The following is a 17,687-nucleotide window of genomic DNA, read 5'->3' as shown; positions in this document are numbered from 1 at the left end:
GAAGCATCATCATGAAAATCGTTTGCTATGGGGTTCGACCAATTGAAGAACCATACTTTGAAAAATTAAACAAGTATGACTTTGACTTAAAGTTAGTGACTGAGTTTCTAACTGATGACAACGTCGATGAAGCTAAGGGCATGGATGCAATTTTAATTCGGGGCAACTGTGCCGCATCAGCCAAGAACCTTAAAATCTTTGCTGAAGATTACGGAATTAAGTACGTCTTTACGCGTTCCGTGGGTTACAACCACATCGATTTAAAGGCTGCTAAGGAATTAGGAATTCAAATTGCTCGAGTACCTAATTACTCACCATATGCGGTTACTGAATTAGCAATGACTCTAGGAATGCAATTGTTCCGTCACACTAGTATTGCAACTACTGACAGTGCTGCTGGGAATTTCAAAGTAACACCAAATCTGTTTAGTAAAGAAATCCATTCATCAACGGTGGGGATTATCGGTGCTGGTAAGATTGGGACAGCTGAAGCTCGGTTATACTCTGGAATGGGGACGAAGGTTCTGGCTTCAGACTCCCATCCTTCTAAGCAGGCAGCAGAATACGTGGAATTTGAACCATTGGATGATGTTCTGGCAAAAAGTGATATTGTTTCCGTTCATATTCCATATTTCCCTGGTGAAAACGAAAACTTCATTGATGCAGATTTCTTAAAGAAGATGAAGAAGTCAGCCATCTTAGTAAATACTGCGCGGGGCGAAATTGCAGATACGAAGGCTATTTTGGAAGCAGTTAAGAATGGTGAAATTGCCGGATATGCTGGTGATGTTACTGTGGATGAAAAGGATATTATGGGTCACCAGTTTGATTCTGTAGATGACATTCCAAATGCTGACGTTCGTGACTTAGCTAAACTTTATCCAAAGGTACTCTTAACACCACACATGGGTTCATTTACTGAACCAGCACTGGAAGACATGATCTCGATTAGTTTTGAAAACTTCCACGAAACCTTTACAACTGGAACTAACAAAAATGTTTTAGAATACAAAGGCTAATTTAAAAAAGTAACTCATAAAATTGGGTTACTTTTTTATTTTGCACTTTACGAACGCATGTTTAATATAATATAATTCTATTTGAACAAATGTTCGTGAGGTGAGCAAATGATTACAGAAGAAGAACCGGCCGGCGTATTTGCTTTTATTGATAATAAGTCCTTTTACGCCACTGTAGAGTGTACCGAACGCGGCCTTGATCCATTAACCACACCTTTGGTTGTAATGTCTGAAGCGGCCAATACGGGGAGTGGTTTAGTTCTTGCTTCATCCCCCATGGCTAAGCAGCGTTACCATATTACCAATGTTAATCGGCGCCGTGATTTGCCAGATGATCCTGACTTAATCGTGGTGCCGCCAAGAATGAATTTATACATTGAGAAAAATGCCGCAGTTAATCGCATTTTTAATGAATATGTTGCCGATGAGGACCTAATGCCATATTCCATTGATGAATCCTTACTGGATTTAACCCACTCCTGGCGGCTTTTTGGCAATAATATTCTGGCGGTTATTCGTCAAATCCAACAGGAAGTACTAGCACGAGAACAATTGGTTTTGACGGTCGGATTGGGCAATAATCCCCTCCAAGCAAAAATTGCTTTAGATTGCTATGCTAAGCATAATCGAGAGTTTATCGGTGTGATTACTAATCAGACGGTTCCTAGTAAAATTTGGCCTATCCCGAATTTAACAGATGTTTGGGGAATTAATCATCGTACGGCCGCCCGTCTAAATCGTTTAAACATTTATACCGTTGATGATTTAGCCCACGCTGATCCGTTTTATTTAAAGGCACAGCTCGGTATTATGGGAACCCAATTGTATGCCACGGCATGGGGAATTGATCGAACTCAAATGATGCAGCAGGTCAGAACTCGTCATCAAAGTATCGGTAATTCTCAAGTATTACCCCGTGATTATCACCAGCGAGCAGAAATTGAAGTTGTTTTAAAGGAAATTGGGGCGCAAGTGGCGGCCAGATTACGCGCACAAAACAAGCAGTGTCAGGGTATTCACTTATTTGTGAGCTATTCAATGAATGTGGTTGATGAGAATGGTCAGACTGGTTTTGCCCATTCATTAAAATTACCAGTTTCGACAGCCGAAACTAATCAGATCAATGAGCAGGTAATCTGGTTATTTGAGAAATATTGGGATGGTCATGCTGCCGTTCGCCATCTAGGGATCGCCTGTACCAGATTATCCAGCCGCGTGGGTGAACAATTGGATCTTTTTCATTCTCACGTTACGAAACGCCTTAAGTTAGAAAATACGATGGATGAATTACGGCATCGGTTTGGAAAAACATCAATTATGCGGGCGTCAAGCCTTGAGAAGGGGGCAACCTTTATCGCGAGAAGTAAATTGGTAGGTGGTCACAGTGGTGGACAAAGTTTGGACTAAAAAAGCCGGCCAAAAAATTATTGGTCAGCTAGATCGCTATTTTAAAAACAATATTGTGCAGGTTCGTTACTGGATCATCGTTAATTACTATGCACCCAAAACCGGCTATACTTTCTTTTTTAATATTCGCCGACCACACCATTTTACGAGGTCAATTCCTCTCGGTCAGGTGAGTAACTGTTCCTTCGACGAGTTAATCATTATTTTGAATGAAATTCGGACTAAATACCACTTTACCTTTGTTTATTATCATTTTAGTCGTAAAGAGCAACGGAGATTAAGTCAGGAGGTTAATCAATAATGCGCTATTACAATGATCAAGAAACATTCCAAGTGGCGGAAAACTTTTTTAAATATTACTACCACGATCGGGGCAAGATGAAGTGGGGTGGATTCATCCTCTCCGAACACCGAAAAGCAATTCGTGATTTTCATGACGAACAACTTGATTATGGAAAACGCGAACAACAAAAGTCAATTAGTCAGTAACTGTTGCCACCAATTTTCCAGTTACTCGGTGATCCTTAATTAACTGCAGTCCATATTTGATTTCATCAAACGACAAGACGCGTTCAATTAGTGGATCAATTTTACCATCACTAAGAAGCGCTAATACTTCAGAATTCATATGACCAAGATCAGCTTGCTGAAAAGGATTATCTGAACCATGCGCACCACCTAGGTTAACCGTTGACAAGTTTAAGGCGTGATCAAACATTAGATCTGCATCAATTTCTGGAACGTCTACAATTGTTACTAATGTGCCGTTGTATGCTAGTCGGTGCAAATCGCGTTCGGCCTCCGTTTTGCTAACTGTATCAATAATTAAATCAACTCCATGGCCGTTAGTATAATTCGCAATTTTTTGATCAACATTTTCGGATTGGTAATCAATAATTACGTCAGGGTTAAGCTGACGGACAAACGGAATTTTCTTTGTTGAAACCGTAGTTAAAACCTGTAAACCGTGTAGTTGGGCGAATTGAATTGCTAGGCTTCCAACGCTTCCGGCACCACCATGCACTAAAACAGTCTGGACGTTAGTAAGGTTAGGTTTGCGGTTAATGGCTGTATAGGCGGTTAAGGCTCCACAGAGGAGGGCCGCCGCTTGCTCATAACTAACGTTTTCCGGCAACTTTGCCAGTTGATATTCCGGAACACTCACGTACTCTGCAAAACAACCTGCTTTAAAAAGGTTGCCGTGTCCTGACACTCGATCGCCAATCTGCCAGTCATTAACTTGACTGCCAATTGCGACAATTTCTCCTGCGACATCCAAGCCGAGCGGGTGGGGGTATGTCCAACTATCAATTCCGCTTTCAACAATTTTATAGTCAACAGGATTCAAGCCAACTGCATGGACTTTAACTAAGACTTGATTGTTTGTAACGGTGGGCACAGGTACGTTCATAATTTGTAAATTTTTAATACTATGACAATTACTATCTGGAACAACTAATGCTTTCATTTTTTCTCCTTACAATAAAATAAAAGGGGCCTTGATAGCGGATAGAACAGTCCACCAAGCCCCTTTTATGAAAGTAGTATGTCATCTGTTAATTATATTAACATGGTAACGCTTTCAATACAACGCTTTAATTACATTTGATTTTTGTAGAGTATCACCAATCATGTATCCTAAACCAGTTGAGATTCCAATGATGAGTGTTCCCTTAAGAATTTGAATTGCTTCATTTTTCATGATGAATCCCTCCAAACTAGGAATAAATTCAAATTACAAATTAATTTTATCAAATGTTTCTATCATTATTACAAAGTGATTACAAACTTAAAGAAAGCTTTATGAATTTAAAGATTCCAATAATGATCGGATTTGCAAAGATAACCGATTATGCTAATCTAAAAATAGTTTTAGCGGAAGAGGGATTAATTATGTTTCAAACAGAATATACATTAGTACTAGTCAAACCAGATGGAATTCAAAGTCACCATCTTGGAGAAATCATTACCCGAATTGAACGAAAAAATTACCAGATTACTGCGCTGAAAATGATTGAAGCATCTGAGGATCAGTTACGACGTCATTATTCTGATAAAGTTAATCAAAGTTTCTTTCCGGAATTAATCCATTATATGCAGGAAGGTCCAATTGCTGGTATTGTGGTTGCGGGAACTAATGTTGTGAAAGAAATTCGTAAAATGGCAGGTGCAACCAATCCTGGCGATGCAACTGTTGGGACAATCCGTGCTGACTTTGGCCGTGAGTGGCCGGATGGAGTGATGCGCAACGTAGTTCATACTTCTGATAGTGCAGCCAATGCTCAACGAGAAATTCAAATTTGGTTTCCAGAACTAAAATTGTCAAAATAAAAAGGTTGAACCCAATCTGGCCCAACCTTTTATAAATTGATTACTAGTTTCACGTGGCTAATTGTAAAAATAGCATCAATCATCAAAACTGAATATTGACATTCAGTGGCTAATATTATTCTACTAACAAGGATCGGGGAAGAGCCTTGCCAGGTGGCTTTATATCTTTACCACGATAGATATAATACAACCATACACATTTAAAATAAAGTCAAAAACTAAAAAAATTCCAATTTTTTTGTGAGAATTCAATGAGAATAAACTAAATTAAGTCTAGATGTCAATTATCTTGCGTTAAAATATTCATTAATGACTTAATTTTAAGTTTAAAAACAAAGGAGATTTAATTATGGAAGTAGCAGTGCAACGAGATGGTATAACCTTACGAGGAGTTCTAGAGGGGACTGACCATTTAGAAAATCAGCAGGTAGCAATTCTTTTCCATGGTTTTCAAGGGAACCGTGGCTATCAGCAAGGACAATTACTATATGATTTATCAGCGACGCTAAACGCTGCCGGAATACCAACGCTCCGTTTTGACTTTGCTGGATGTGGGGAAAGTCAGGGACAATTTGTTGAAATGACGGTTTTGAGTGAAATCTTAGACGGCATGCAAATTATTGATTTTGCACGTTCGCAAATGGGTGCCAAACAAATTTATCTAATTGGTCATTCACAAGGTGGCGTTGTTGCTTCGATGTTGGCGGGTTACTATCGCGACATTGTTAATAAATTGGTGCTTTTAGCACCAGCAGCCACTCTTAAAGATGATGCCTTAAAGGGTGAATGTCAGGGAACTCACTATGATTCCAACCATATTCCATTGGAAGTTAGCGTTCACGGTCAAGCAGTTGGTGGGCAATACTTTAGAACAGCTCAATTATTGCCAATTTATGAGACGGCGCAACATTTTGCAAAACCAGCATTATTAATTCATGGCCTGGCTGATCAAATTGTCTCCCCCGAAGCTTCTCGTAAATACAACGTAATTTTACCGCAGAGCCAGCTACATTTACTGCCCGGTGAAGATCATATGTTAGAAGGACAACGTTTACCCGAGATTAAGCAATTAGTAACTGATTTTATAAAGGAATAATTGACTTTTATAATTTACACACGTAAACTTTGCAATGAGGTGAACTTATGAGTAAAAGTTTAGAAATTAGCCCAGCTGAATGGCAAGTCATGCGAATCGCGTGGACATTGGGTAGGGTTACCAGTACTCAAGTAATCGATATTTTACAGCGAAAGGTTGATTGGAAACCGGCAACCATTAAGACGCTCTTACGACGATTAGTACAGAAAAAAGTTTTGAAAACTACGCAACAGGGGCGCCATTTTATCTATGAACCGTTGGTAGCAGAACAGGAAACGATGAACACCGCTGCTGATGAATTATTTTCTAGTCTTTGTGAGATGCACGTTGGATCAACGTTAGTACATATTATCAAAGAGCATCAACTTAGCCAGTCTGATATTCAAACACTACAAACCTTATTGAAACAAAAGGCCCAAACAGCTCCAAAAATGGTGGATTGCAATTGTGTGCCTGGCGAACGGTGTGACTAAATGCTATTAAAAATACAGTAACCCCCATGGTCGATGTTAATAAAACCATGGGGGTATTAATATTAATGTCGATTTTTCCATCGCTTATGGAGCGCCGAAATGACTAAGATAATAGCTACAATGACAGCTAATAGCCAACCGCCAACGCCTAGTTTATAAATGAGACGATCTCGACTACCAACTACGAGGATCGATGATGATAAAACGAGCGAAGCTAACATGATGACAATTAATAATCGATTCATTAACTGATCAAAGCGGTCAAATACTTTCTTTTGACCAAGGTAATGCAGATTAACTCGTGCTTCACCACTTGCGATTTGGTCAAGGGTACGAGTCATTTTTTGTGGTAATTGGGAAGTCGCTTCAATGCCCTGGTACATTGTTCCGGCGTGATCAATCAACGCTTCCTTAACGTTAAAGTGCTCCTTGAAATAGTGCCAAGCAAATGGTTGCGCAACTTGCATCATTGAGAGATCAGGATCAAGTTTGGCAATGGTGCCTTCTAAGGTTCCAAATGCCTTGAAAAGAAGGGTAACTTCTGGTCGTAGTTGCAAGTGGTTATCACGACAAAGTTGGGTAATTGAATAAAGGAACTTAGGAATATCGATCGTTGCTAGTTGGGCGTTCAAGTATGGATGAATAAGCACGCCAAATTCGCGAATGAATTTTTGCTCGTCAACTTCGCCGGTCCGATTACAGACATTAAGAACCGCTTTACTAATCCGGTAGTTATCCTTTGTGGTGAGGGCGACAATAATCTCTGCAATGCCATCTGCCATTGTATTAGATAGAGTTCCCATCATTCCAAAGTCCAAGTAAACCAGTCGGTAGGGTGGTAATACTTGATTAGTACTAAATTGAATTGTCGTGTTACCAAACGATTTCTCATATTCATGAGTTGGATTACTTTGTTGTTTGGTAACAGTGTGAAAAAGAATGTTGCCAGGGTGTGGATCGGCATGGAAAAAGTGGTCCTCAAAAACTTGTTTAATAAAGTTTTTAACTAGCACCTGTGCAACTTTTTTCCGGGTAGCAGTTAATTGTTCAGCAGCTGCTGGGTTATCAGGAAGTGGTTTACTCATTAAAGCCTTAATGCTTTTACCAGGCATGGCTTCATTTACTAAAACTTTGGGATGACATTCTTTTAAATAAACACGGGGAACTTCAATAATACCGTCACCATTATTGAACCGATAAAACTTTTCACTATTTTCTGCTTCATGTAGGGTGTTAACCTCGCTTAACAGCGATGCAGCTAATTGGTCCATCACGGCATCAAAATCAACGACGCTGAGGTCGCCAGGAACATACTTGAGAAGGCGGATTGCCTTTTTAAAGAGAGCTAAGTCTACCTTGATTAACTGACTAACCGCGGGATGCTGGATTTTGACAACCACTTTGGTGCCGTCCTCTAAGGTTGCGTAGTGACATTGCCCGACAGAAGCGGAAGCGAAAGGTTGATGTTCAAAAGTTTTAAAGGCTTGATCGGTTGTTTGGCCCGTTTCATTGAGAAAAATCTGAGCGACCGTATCATAATCATCAGCTGGAACCTTATCTTGGAGAGTGCGCAAAGCCTTGATGTAGTCCGGAGAAACGAGATCAGGTCTAGTTGAGAGCATCTGACCTAATTTAATGAAAGTTGGTCCTAATTCCTGAAAGGTTGCTAAAACTTCATCTGGATTAGTCTGATGATAGAAATTACTGATAAAAGAATGGCGACGAAGGATTCCCATAATTTCCCTTAGTCGTTCAGCCTGTGATATTTGTGTTGCCATTTAGTTCTTCTCCTTATGAAAAAATCGCACCACCAATTATGGCAGTACGATTGAGGTTCACCAGGTTTATTCAAGGTTTAATTCGTAAGCGACCCGTAAGTCATCATCAGATGGCCCAGTGTAGACCTTCCCGCGTTGAACGAAGCCAAAGTCCAACACCAGGTTGTGGACCCGAGCGTTCTTTTCATGAGTGGAAATCCGCAGATCACGAGCACCATGACCATAAGCGATTGAAATTAAGGTTGACATGATGTAGCGAGCGAAGTGCTTACCACGGTAGCCACTCGAAATGGCAATCCGGTTGATTGTCCCAAATGGGTGACCAGCATGGTTCCACTTACCATCAACGATGTAGGCATAGTGAGTATCACCTTGGAGCATCAAAGTTCCAGTGCCGACAATCGTATGTCCGTACATCAATAGGTAACAGGAGTTAGCTTCAATATCCTGTTGCATACTTAGCTTGGAAGGGTAGCCCTTTTGCCACTGGTCACTACCATCTTCCTTTAACAATTGCCGAGCATTTTCAATAATTTCATAAACTGCGTCCAAGTCATCAAGGGTGGCTTTACGCATGTAAATTGGTTCCCCCATGATTAATTCCTCCTGTTAAATAAATTAATTCAGTTAAATTATAACGATTTTTTTGTTTAAATGACACTATCAATCCAATAAATTATTTATTTTTGTAAAAACAAATTTCAATTAGGTTTTGATCCGGATCGCGGAGATAAAGGGAAGTCATGTCACCTTCTGCTCCTTGATTAGGTTGTGGTTCTGCAATCACATCAACATAATACGACTTAAGATGGTGTAAAACATCATCAGGATTATCACCAGAAACCAGGCAAAGGTCAACTGAACCCGGGGTCGGATGGGCGGCTTGCAACTGTTCCTTTGGACGGTCAGTTGGTTGCAAGCGGATTAACTGGTGACCACATCGTAAAGTAACTACATGCTCATGATCATTATCTTCTGTTTGATCTTCAACGATTGGCATGTCGAAAACCTCATGATAAAAACGACGGGAAGCTTCCAGATCACTAACTGTTAAAACAATATGATCGATTCTGCGCATTTTCATATTTAACACCTCATTTTTAAATTCTTCCACAATTGTAGACTAAAAGGAATTAGTTGTGAAGATTGTCGGGACACAATTCCTAATTAAAAAACAGATAATACTTTGTTTTATTAAATAAGTAATCGCTTTCAGCATTAAAATGTCAAAAAATAAGACAATATCAAGGCATTGATACGTTTTTTCCGAATAACTGACGACACTTATCTAAATCAGTCGTATAATGTTATTGAAGCATTTATAGACATTTTATTTTTATATAGAGGAGCGAAAAATAATGTCAAACAAAAAACAAATTGGCCTGGCCAGTTTGGTCCTGATGGTCTTTACGACCGTGTTCGGGTTCGCCAACTCACCAGTTGCCTTTTACCAAATGGGTTATGCTTCCATTTTCTGGTACGTTGTTGCAGCGATCTTCTTCTTCCTGCCAGCAGCTTTAATGATTGCCGAATATGGTTCAGCAATGCCAAATGCCGAAGGGGGAATTTTCTCCTGGTTGGAATTCTCAGTTAGTGAACGATTTGCCTTCGTTGGGACCTTTATTTGGTTAGCCAACTGGCTAATCTGGATGGTTTCTACTTCATCAAAGATTTGGATTCCAATGTCATCATTGATCTTTGGTTCCGATAAGACGACAACTTGGGCATTCTTTGGTTTAACCGCCACCCAATTCGTCGGTATCTTAGCAATTCTCTGGATGGTAGTATGTACCTTTACTGCATCCCACGGGGTTGATAAGATTCAAAAGATTGGTTCTCTTGGTGGAACCATGGTTTCAATCATGTCCGCATTATTTGTTGTAATTGCCATTGTAATTTGGATTGCACAAAAAGGTATGGTTCTGGAACCAATTCATGGTGTGAAGAGTTTCTTCATTTCTCCAAACCCTAATTTCCAATCCCCAATTGCACTACTTTCATTCGTTGTTTATGCAATCTTTGCTTATGGTGGGATTGAATCAATGGGGACTTTGACAGACTCCATGAAGGACCCAGCTAAGACTTTCCCTAAAGGGATGGTTATTTCCATGATTGTAATTACGGTATTGTACTCATTTATGATCTTCTTCTGGGGTGTCTGCACCAACTGGCAACAAGTGCTGAGTGGTAAAGACGTTACCTTAGGGAACATTACTTACGTTATGATGAACAATGCCGGGGTTGTAATGGGTGATGCCTTAGGCCTTTCTCATGGTACCGCATTGATTATTGGTAATGTTTTGACCCGGTTTGCTGGTTTAGGAATGTTCTGTGCATATGTTGGTTCATTCTTTGTTATGGTTTACTCACCACTGAAGGCCTTAGTTCTTGGTTCTGACAAGCGCTTATGGCCAGAACGGATGACTAAGCTTAACAAGCATGGAATGCCATCATTTGCAATGTGGATTCAATTCTGGGTGATTGCCATCTTGATTTTCGCAATTTCATTTGGTGGTTCTGGTGCCCAAAAGTTCTATCAAATTTTGACGAACATGGCCAATGTTGCATCATCTGCACCATACCTGTTCATCGTAGGGGCCTTCCCATTCTTTAAGAAGCGTCAAGGAATTGATCGTCCATTCGTATTCTTTAAGTCACAAGCTTCAGCTAATGCGATTTCAATCTTTGTGTTCTGTGTTGTTGCCTTCGGGATTATCTTCACTTGCCTGAACCCAATCTTGACTGGCGATTACCAAACAGCATTCTGGACAATCTTTGGTCCGGTCTTCTTTGGCCTGGTTGCTTTATTCTTCTACAACCATCAAGCAAAGAAGCACCATGTTGCTAACACAAATGAAATTAACAAAGACTAAAATAAAATTGCTTCACAAAAAGCCTGGCCACTATGGCCAGGCTTTTTCGTTTTTTAGAATTGCGATAAATTACGCACTGATCTGATGTTTGCCAGGGGGATTTTATACTGTTGTTGGGGATTTTGATGATCAATAAACGTTGCCGTTCCAGCTTGCCAATTGATCTGCATCAAATGGGTTTGAATCGTTTCATAAAACCCCGATTCAGCGTTGAAGTAATTGACTTCAACTGGAGATTGATTGCTAAGCTTGCTAAGCGACTCACTAATGTCACGTGCTTGCTGGCTGGTTTGATACTGCTTATTTTTATAATGTTGGGCAGTTTGATCAATCAAACGATGATAGCCAGTTAATGCGGAGAAGGGGGCAAATTGACCTGCTCGATCATGCTGGCTCATCGGTAAGTGAGCTTTTGACTGATGACGTGGGGGATCCATAATGTCTTGATAACGTGATGTATCCGAAAACAAGTGGTGTTCGATAATTTCTTTTTCGTGATCCATTAAATATGGTGACCTCCAATCTGATTATTTCGTTCTCGTGCTGTCGATTCCGGTAAAAGATCAGAACCATGCATAATGACATTTTTATTTCCGGTATCTTGTTGCAATTTAACAATTAACTCTTGTAATTTATGATCTTGCTGGCGCTTAACCTTGGCAACCCGATCCTCCTTAACCGCCTGGTCGACATTTGAAAAAAGGTCGGTTTGCTCATATCGGGCTTCTTGCTCCGCAACTGCTACTGGAGTAAGGTTATGTGCAATCAACGTGAGTTTGCGAATTAATAAGTGGGGATTGACCGTTCGCTTAAACAACTCCCCATGAATTTCCCGGAGTTCTTGTGCTGAATCCGTTAACGATCGTAAGTGATATTTAGCATGATCTGGTTTTGGGGTCTTACGGCCATAGAAATCCTCGCTAATTGCGCCACTATAATTATTGGCATACGTTAAACTTTGGACATCGTACTGGATGACGATTTCAATCGAATCTGTCATCATGCCACGTTTAACTAACGTTAATGCTAAATCATCCGCCATTCCACTAACGACAACCCGAGTTTCCTTAGGCTTGTAAGGACGCATTAAGACTTGTCCAGAATAAATACCATGTTCGTCTGAAGTATAAGACTTAATATCAGCAATGGTTGCTGATTCAAAGCCCCAGGCGTGATCAATTAATAGTTCCGCATTTTTGCCAAATTCACGGTAAAGGACTTCTTCATTCATTGGATCAGAGAGTTTGCCTAGTGAACAACGGGCAATATCTCCCATCGTATGTAAGCCAAGTTTTTCTAAGCGCTTGGCATATCCCTTCCCTAAACGCCAAAAATCCGTGAGTGGGGTGTGGGCCCAGAGATAACGTCGGTATTGTTTTTCATTCATTTGTGCGATTCGCACGCCATCTTGATCACCGGGAATCCGTTTGGCCACAATATCCATAGCGATTTTCGCTAAGTATAGATTAGTACCAATTCCTGCCGTCGCCGTAATTTTTGTTTCTGCTTGAATTTGCTGAATGATGGTTTTAGCTAAATCATGGGCAGAAACTTGATGCTCATGGATATAGTCAGTTACATCCATAAAAACTTCATCAATCGAATAGACGTGAATGTTTTGCGGTTTGATATATCGTAAATAAATTTCATAAATTTGTGCCGAAACCTGCATATAGTATTCCATCCGTGGCTTAGCAATTTTGAAGGCCACCCGGAGATTAGGCGACTTTAATAATTTACCGCGGTAAATCGATGAGTGATCGGACAGATGGTGATAAGTTGCATGCTTAGCACGTTCCCGATTAATTCCATGAATTCGTTGACGCACTTCAAACAAACGGGGCCGCCCTGGTACGCCAAACTTTTTTAAAGCAGGCGAAACCGCCAGGCAGATGGTCTTATCGGAACGAGAAGTATCCGCCACCACTAGGTTAGTATTGAGCGGATTTAAATTTAAAGCGGCACACTCAGCGGAAGCATAGAATGATTTTAGATCGATTGCTAAAAAGGTTCGCGCATCCATAGTATTAATCCTTTCGTTATATTAGGTACTAGTATTATACCGAATTAAGCATAAAAGAACAAACGTTTGAGGCATGAAACAAGTTGAAATTTAATTAAAAATGGTTCAAAATTAAATGACGAATAGTAAGAAAAAGGAGCGTTCATTATGAAAACAACAATTTTATTATTTCACCCTCACATGGATCAATCGCGGGTCAACAAAGCACTAGCAGAAGCTGCCAAGAAGTCTGGATTTGAAGTTCGTGATATGTATGCTTTATATCCAGATTTTAAAATTGATGTTCCAAAGGAACGCCAAATTCTTGAAAATACTGATCGAATTGTGTTCCAGTTTCCTGTTTATTGGTACTCCAGTCCAGCACTGGTTAAGCAATATGAAGATGATGTTTTCACTGGCAACTGGGCGTACAACGGTGGCAAAGCACTTCTTGACCACGAATGGCTGCTTGCGGTTACGCCAGGAGATGATAAGGATGCGTATGCCAAGGATGGTCGGGTTCATTACACAATGCCAAGTTTGCTACGACCATACCAAGCAACCAGTATTTTCATTAAGACTAAGTTCATGACGCCATTTATCAGTTATAATGCTTCCAACATGTCTGATACTGAATTAGCACAGCGGGCGCAAGCGTACGTAAAATACCTTCAACAACCGGAACTACCAGTTGCTGACCGCTATGGACAAAGTGAAAAGTAATAACTCACGAAAAAAGGACCCGAGGGTTCGGCTTTGCCGAGCAATCGAGTCCTAATTTTTAGTGATACTTTCTTGCCGTTCTCGACGGTATTCGATCAACTTATAGATTGCAATTCCTACGACGATAATTAGTAATGCAGCAATAATTCGTTTCAAATCACCCTTGATGATGGCGTCGCCACCAAATGCATACAGATAAGAAGTCGGGAGCATTCCGATAATTACCATTGCTAAGAAACGTTGTCGAGAAACTTTCATTTGCACTACTGCATAGTTAACGAGCGCACTGGGGATCACTGGGATCATGTAACCCATGGTTAATGCGATGAGCGGATGTTTGGTGTTTGTTAAGTGTTTAAGCGAACGACTGTGCTTAAACTTATCAGAAAAATGAATGTGGGTAATTAAGCCTGCTACTAAGCAGTTACCAGTAACATTGCCAATCCAATTAATTAATAGCCCAACAATGGGTCCATAGCAGACCCCGGTAAAAATACAAACCACTGAATTTGATAAACCGGGAATTGCATTCATCATGGCAATGATAACGACAAGCATTCCCATGTCGCGGTATGAGTGAGCACGAATTAAATGCAACAGTTTGGTTTGATTATGGTGGTTGTAGTGTAAAATGAGGTTCAATTCTGGCTTAAAATCATGATAGATGCCGACTAATGCTAATACGATCAAGACGATCGCAATACTAATCAGCAGTGTTTTGCTTACGTAACGGGGACGGTGATGTTCCTGATTTGCTTTCATTTCAATTCGTTCCTTTGGTTTTGTCTTATCATTTGATGATACAACTGAACGAGGGTTTGCCGCAAGCGGGGATCATGCGCGTAGAGGTAAGTTCCTTTAACACCACGTTTCATGATCACGTTTAAAGCATTTAACAGCATCCGTTTTTCAAGAGCTTGGATCTCTTGAGGATCAGATAGATCACTCCTTTTTTTAAACGCTTCCACATCCGTAAACTTATCCAGGTGGATTGCAAGCTGATTACTGGATGATTTTTGACTAAAAATTGGTCCAATGATGATCCCAGCATAGTTTAGATCAAAGCCTTGACAAGTATAGATTGAGCCAACTTCATTAATGGTTTCTGGGATTTCTGCCCATGGGGTGGCAGTAAAGTTATATTGATCCCAGGGCATCTTAAAGCGTCCTTCACAAATATAATGTTTCCCACCATCAAGCGTGGAAGGGTATCCGGAGGTTGAAAGGATGCGTGAAAGTCCGACCTCATTGTTCCGCCGTACAATGGCCTGCCGCATCTCCTCCGCATCATCGTAAATCCGAAAATCGTAATGGTCGCGACTATCAAGAGGTAATGGGTTGATCTGGCCATCGGTAAAGTCATTCATCCATTGAACCAACTGATCACTAGCAGTCATTCGAAATTGATGCTTGAGGTAATACTCATCATGAGGATACTGGTTAACCAACTTTTGCAACCGTTCAGGTGTCCAGAGACTTTTCATGCGTAATACCTGGTAACGGTCAAACACGATAATGACAATCCGCGATCGTTTAATGATTTCGACTAATTGATTGTCATAGTAAAAATTATTGTAGTGGTCAGGCTTCGATAGTAACAGGTGGGCTTCGTCAATCACGGCGACATCAATAGTTTGATGCAGTTTATCTAACTGGTTGATGAAGGAAGTCGGCCGCATGAAGTCTTTTTTGAGCAGATGTGGTTGTCCACCAGCAATTTCACGATAAACTTTGATAATTTCAGGATGATTAACTAAAAACTTATTGCGTGTTTGGTACAGTGGACTTGTAGAATCGGTCCGCGCAGCAGTTTGAAGTTCATTAAAAAGGTGGGAAAGAACCACACTTTTTCCAGTGCCGGCATCACCGTAAATTGTAAAAATCGCTGGAGTATTTTGAGCTTTAAGGTGCTCAGTTGTAAAGTTCATAATTTTCTGAATTAAAGCGCTTTGTTCATTTGTTAATGGCTTAAGTGGAGAAAGCTTCTCCGTTGCTTCATTCTTCACAGTATTTACTCTTTTCTAAGATTAATTACGTTAATGCTAACGAGAAAATCTGTCCTCGTCAATTAATGGTGGCAGTTAGATGGTAATCTTTCCTCACCATTTGGTTTTTGGTTTCACATCGGCAAAACATGTTGTAGAATAAATTAAGAATACTTTAGAGATGGATTAAGTTAAGGAGTGGGGTTTATGAATCTTCATCCAGATTATCTTTTAAATGAAGTTGAAGAGCCTGCAGACATCAAAGGGATGTCACTGGATCAATTGCACGAGCTAGCAGACGAAATGCGTCAGTTAATTCTCGAACGTGATGAAAAAATCGGGGGCCACGTGGGGCCAAACTTAGGAATTGTGGAAACTACTCTTGCCTATCACTATGTTTTTGATTCACCACATGATAAGGTGATTTGGGATGTGTCGCACCAGTCCTATCCACATAAGATGCTAACTGGACGGGCACAAGGTTTCTTAGATCCTGATCATTATGAGGACGTATCCGGTTTTACTTCGCCTGAAGAAAGTGACCATGACTTTTTCCAAGTTGGTCACACCTCGACGTCAATCGCTTTAGCAGTTGGTATGGCGGAATCACGAGACTTAAAGCACAAGCATGAAAATGTCGTTGCAATTATTGGGGATGGTTCTTTAAGCGGCGGTTTAGCTTTTGAAGGCCTCAATAATGCTTCCAAGCTCCATTCCAACCTGATTATCGTAGTAAATGATAATAACATGTCAATTGATCATAACCAGGGTGGTTTATACCAAGGACTTAAAGAATTGCGAGAAACTGCTGGTCAATCAGCTAATAATATCTTTAAATTTATGGGGCTTGATTATCGTTATGTTCCTGACGGTAACGATCTGAGCGCCATGATCAAGGTCTTTGAAGATGTAAAGGATATCGACCACCCAATTGTTTTACATGTTCATACGTTAAAGGGTGCTGGTTATCAACCTGCCATTGATAATGAAATGGCTTACCACTGGCGTGGTCCATTCAATGGTCAAACTGGTGAAAGCACCACTCCACAACCAAAGGAATCATACAGTGAAGCTGTGATGATTGACGAACTCCTGAATGAAATTAAAGACGGAACCAATATTGCGGCCATTAATGCTGGAATCCCAGGTATGTTTGACTTGAAGCGTTTTGAAAAGGCTTATCCAGAACGGTATTTTGATGTCGGAATTGCTGAACAGATGTCGGTTACATCTGCGGTAGCAATGGCCCAAAATGGCGTCCGTCCGGTGGTCTTTGAAAGTAGTACCTTCCTACAACGGGCTTATGACCAATTAATTCACGATGTTGCTTTGAATGATGCTCCGGTGGTAATGATTGTCCGGGGTGGGACCATTTCCAGTGAATCAGCGACCCACCAAGGAACGTTTGATATTTCATACATTAGTTCATTACCAAACATCGAATATTTGGCACCAACGAGCGTCGAAGAAATGATCTCGATGCTCAAATGGGCCATTAGTCAAACAGATACCCCAGTCGTTATTCGTCAACCAGAACGGCAGTTGCTTCATCGACCAGCAACGCAAACTGACTATAGTACCATTGATTATGAAATTGCTCACCAGGGGAGTGAAGTAGCCATTTTTGCCGTTGGTGATTTCTGGCAATTAGGTGAAGATGTTCGAAAAGAATTACAAAAGAAACTCAACATCAATGCGACCTTGATTAATCCGAAGACGGTGACGAATATTGACCAACAAGACCTTCATCATTTGCAAGAAGATCATGATATTGTTGTAACGCTGGAAGACGGCAACCTTTCGGGCGGTTTTGGTGAAACGATTGATCGTTATTATAGTGCTAGTGAAATGAAGGTGCTCAACTTTGGTGCACCACGTGAATTCTCTGACAATGTTCCTTACGATGTCTTAGCGGAATGGTACCATTTGACTCCAGAACTGATTGTTGATGATATTGAAAAGGTTGTTCACCAAATTTAATAACATCAAAAAGAGGTTAA

The 17,687-nt window shown here is 40.5% G+C and carries 18 protein-coding genes; 10 read left to right on the top strand and 8 right to left on the bottom strand.

Annotated elements, in window-relative coordinates; genetic code table 11:
• The first annotated feature begins 11 nt into the window (after positions 1-11).
• The 4 genes from AC1EKL_RS00760 (at position 12) to AC1EKL_RS00745 (ending at position 2,915) form a co-directional block, all read left to right on the top strand.
• Positions 12-1,019 carry a 2-hydroxyacid dehydrogenase gene (locus AC1EKL_RS00760; RefSeq protein ID WP_480189056.1) on the top strand — a complete coding sequence of 336 codons (1,008 nt, stop codon included), beginning with the start codon at positions 12-14 and terminating at the stop codon, positions 1,017-1,019.
• 108 nt (positions 1,020-1,127) lie between these two features.
• Positions 1,128-2,426: a Y-family DNA polymerase gene (locus tag AC1EKL_RS00755; protein WP_480189055.1), complete on the top strand. Its 1,299-nt coding sequence runs from the start codon at positions 1,128-1,130 to the stop codon at positions 2,424-2,426.
• Positions 2,407-2,727 carry a hypothetical protein gene (locus AC1EKL_RS00750; protein ID WP_480189054.1) on the top strand — a complete coding sequence of 107 codons (321 nt, stop codon included), beginning with the start codon at positions 2,407-2,409 and terminating at the stop codon, positions 2,725-2,727. The genes AC1EKL_RS00755 and AC1EKL_RS00750 overlap by 20 nt, the downstream gene beginning before the upstream one ends.
• Entirely contained in the window at positions 2,727-2,915 is a 189-nt protein-coding gene (locus tag AC1EKL_RS00745; RefSeq protein ID WP_480189053.1) for a hypothetical protein, read from the top strand. The genes AC1EKL_RS00750 and AC1EKL_RS00745 overlap by 1 nt, the downstream gene beginning before the upstream one ends.
• Here the strand turns inward: AC1EKL_RS00745 and AC1EKL_RS00740 are convergent.
• Positions 2,905-3,894, bottom strand: a complete 990-nt coding sequence (locus AC1EKL_RS00740; protein WP_480189052.1) for a zinc-binding dehydrogenase — start codon at positions 3,892-3,894, stop codon at positions 2,905-2,907. The two genes, AC1EKL_RS00745 and AC1EKL_RS00740, sit on opposite strands and share 11 nt — an antisense overlap.
• Before the next feature lie 425 nt (positions 3,895-4,319).
• Here AC1EKL_RS00740 and ndk point away from each other — a divergent pair, with 425 nt between their 5' ends.
• From ndk to AC1EKL_RS00725, 3 genes are all read left to right on the top strand, one after another.
• Positions 4,320-4,757, top strand: coding sequence for a nucleoside-diphosphate kinase (ndk, locus tag AC1EKL_RS00735; protein WP_480189051.1), 438 nt, complete (start codon positions 4,320-4,322; stop codon positions 4,755-4,757).
• 349 nt (positions 4,758-5,106) lie between these two features.
• Positions 5,107-5,853: an alpha/beta hydrolase gene (locus tag AC1EKL_RS00730; RefSeq protein ID WP_480189050.1), complete on the top strand. Its 747-nt coding sequence runs from the start codon at positions 5,107-5,109 to the stop codon at positions 5,851-5,853.
• A gap of 47 nt (positions 5,854-5,900) precedes the next feature.
• Positions 5,901-6,326: a CopY/TcrY family copper transport repressor gene (locus AC1EKL_RS00725; RefSeq protein WP_480189049.1), complete on the top strand. Its 426-nt coding sequence runs from the start codon at positions 5,901-5,903 to the stop codon at positions 6,324-6,326.
• 62 nt (positions 6,327-6,388) lie between these two features.
• On the opposite strand, the gene AC1EKL_RS00720 is transcribed toward AC1EKL_RS00725, so the two are convergent.
• From AC1EKL_RS00720 to AC1EKL_RS00710, 3 genes are all read right to left on the bottom strand, one after another.
• Positions 6,389-8,104: an ABC1 kinase family protein gene (locus AC1EKL_RS00720; RefSeq protein ID WP_480189048.1), complete on the bottom strand. Its 1,716-nt coding sequence runs from the start codon at positions 8,102-8,104 to the stop codon at positions 6,389-6,391.
• A gap of 66 nt (positions 8,105-8,170) precedes the next feature.
• Complete coding sequence (locus AC1EKL_RS00715) at positions 8,171-8,698, bottom strand: GNAT family N-acetyltransferase (protein WP_480189047.1); 528 nt, start codon at positions 8,696-8,698, stop codon at positions 8,171-8,173.
• Positions 8,699-8,780: 82 nt separating this feature from the next.
• Entirely contained in the window at positions 8,781-9,188 is a 408-nt protein-coding gene (locus AC1EKL_RS00710) for a VOC family protein (protein ID WP_480189784.1), read from the bottom strand.
• Between the two features lie 274 nt (positions 9,189-9,462).
• Between AC1EKL_RS00710 and yjeM the strand changes: the two genes are divergently transcribed.
• Complete coding sequence (yjeM, locus tag AC1EKL_RS00705; protein ID WP_480189045.1) at positions 9,463-10,977, top strand: glutamate/gamma-aminobutyrate family transporter YjeM; 1,515 nt, start codon at positions 9,463-9,465, stop codon at positions 10,975-10,977.
• Positions 10,978-11,030: 53 nt separating this feature from the next.
• Here yjeM and AC1EKL_RS00700 read toward each other — a convergent pair whose 3' ends face one another.
• Positions 11,031-11,480 (bottom strand): hypothetical protein, encoded by a 450-nt coding sequence (locus AC1EKL_RS00700; protein WP_480189044.1) that lies wholly within the window; start codon positions 11,478-11,480, stop codon positions 11,031-11,033.
• A complete protein-coding gene (locus AC1EKL_RS00695) occupies positions 11,480-13,000 on the bottom strand; it encodes a Y-family DNA polymerase (RefSeq protein ID WP_480189043.1) in 1,521 nt (506 codons plus the stop codon). Before AC1EKL_RS00695 ends, AC1EKL_RS00700 begins: the two co-directional genes overlap by 1 nt.
• Positions 13,001-13,147: 147 nt before the next feature.
• Between AC1EKL_RS00695 and AC1EKL_RS00690 the strand changes: the two genes are divergently transcribed.
• Positions 13,148-13,702 carry an NAD(P)H-dependent oxidoreductase gene (locus AC1EKL_RS00690; protein WP_480189042.1) on the top strand — a complete coding sequence of 185 codons (555 nt, stop codon included), beginning with the start codon at positions 13,148-13,150 and terminating at the stop codon, positions 13,700-13,702.
• 51 nt (positions 13,703-13,753) lie between these two features.
• Here the strand turns inward: AC1EKL_RS00690 and AC1EKL_RS00685 are convergent, their stop codons facing one another.
• The gene (locus AC1EKL_RS00685) at positions 13,754-14,464 is read right to left on the bottom strand and encodes a TVP38/TMEM64 family protein (RefSeq protein WP_480189041.1); all 711 of its coding nucleotides are present in this window, start codon (positions 14,462-14,464) and stop codon (positions 13,754-13,756) included.
• Positions 14,461-15,708, bottom strand: coding sequence for a DUF2075 domain-containing protein (locus AC1EKL_RS00680; protein WP_480189040.1), 1,248 nt, complete (start codon positions 15,706-15,708; stop codon positions 14,461-14,463). Before AC1EKL_RS00680 ends, AC1EKL_RS00685 begins: the two co-directional genes overlap by 4 nt.
• Before the next feature lie 186 nt (positions 15,709-15,894).
• On the opposite strand from AC1EKL_RS00680, the gene AC1EKL_RS00675 reads away from it, so the two are divergent.
• Positions 15,895-17,667, top strand: coding sequence for a 1-deoxy-D-xylulose-5-phosphate synthase (locus AC1EKL_RS00675; RefSeq protein ID WP_480189039.1), 1,773 nt, complete (start codon positions 15,895-15,897; stop codon positions 17,665-17,667).
• Positions 17,668-17,687 lie beyond the last annotated feature (20 nt).

It is taken from the genome of Limosilactobacillus sp. C0001E2 (assembly GCF_056590915.1).
Note: the sequence above shows the minus strand (reverse complement) of the source record. Positions and strands in the feature narration are given on the sequence as shown.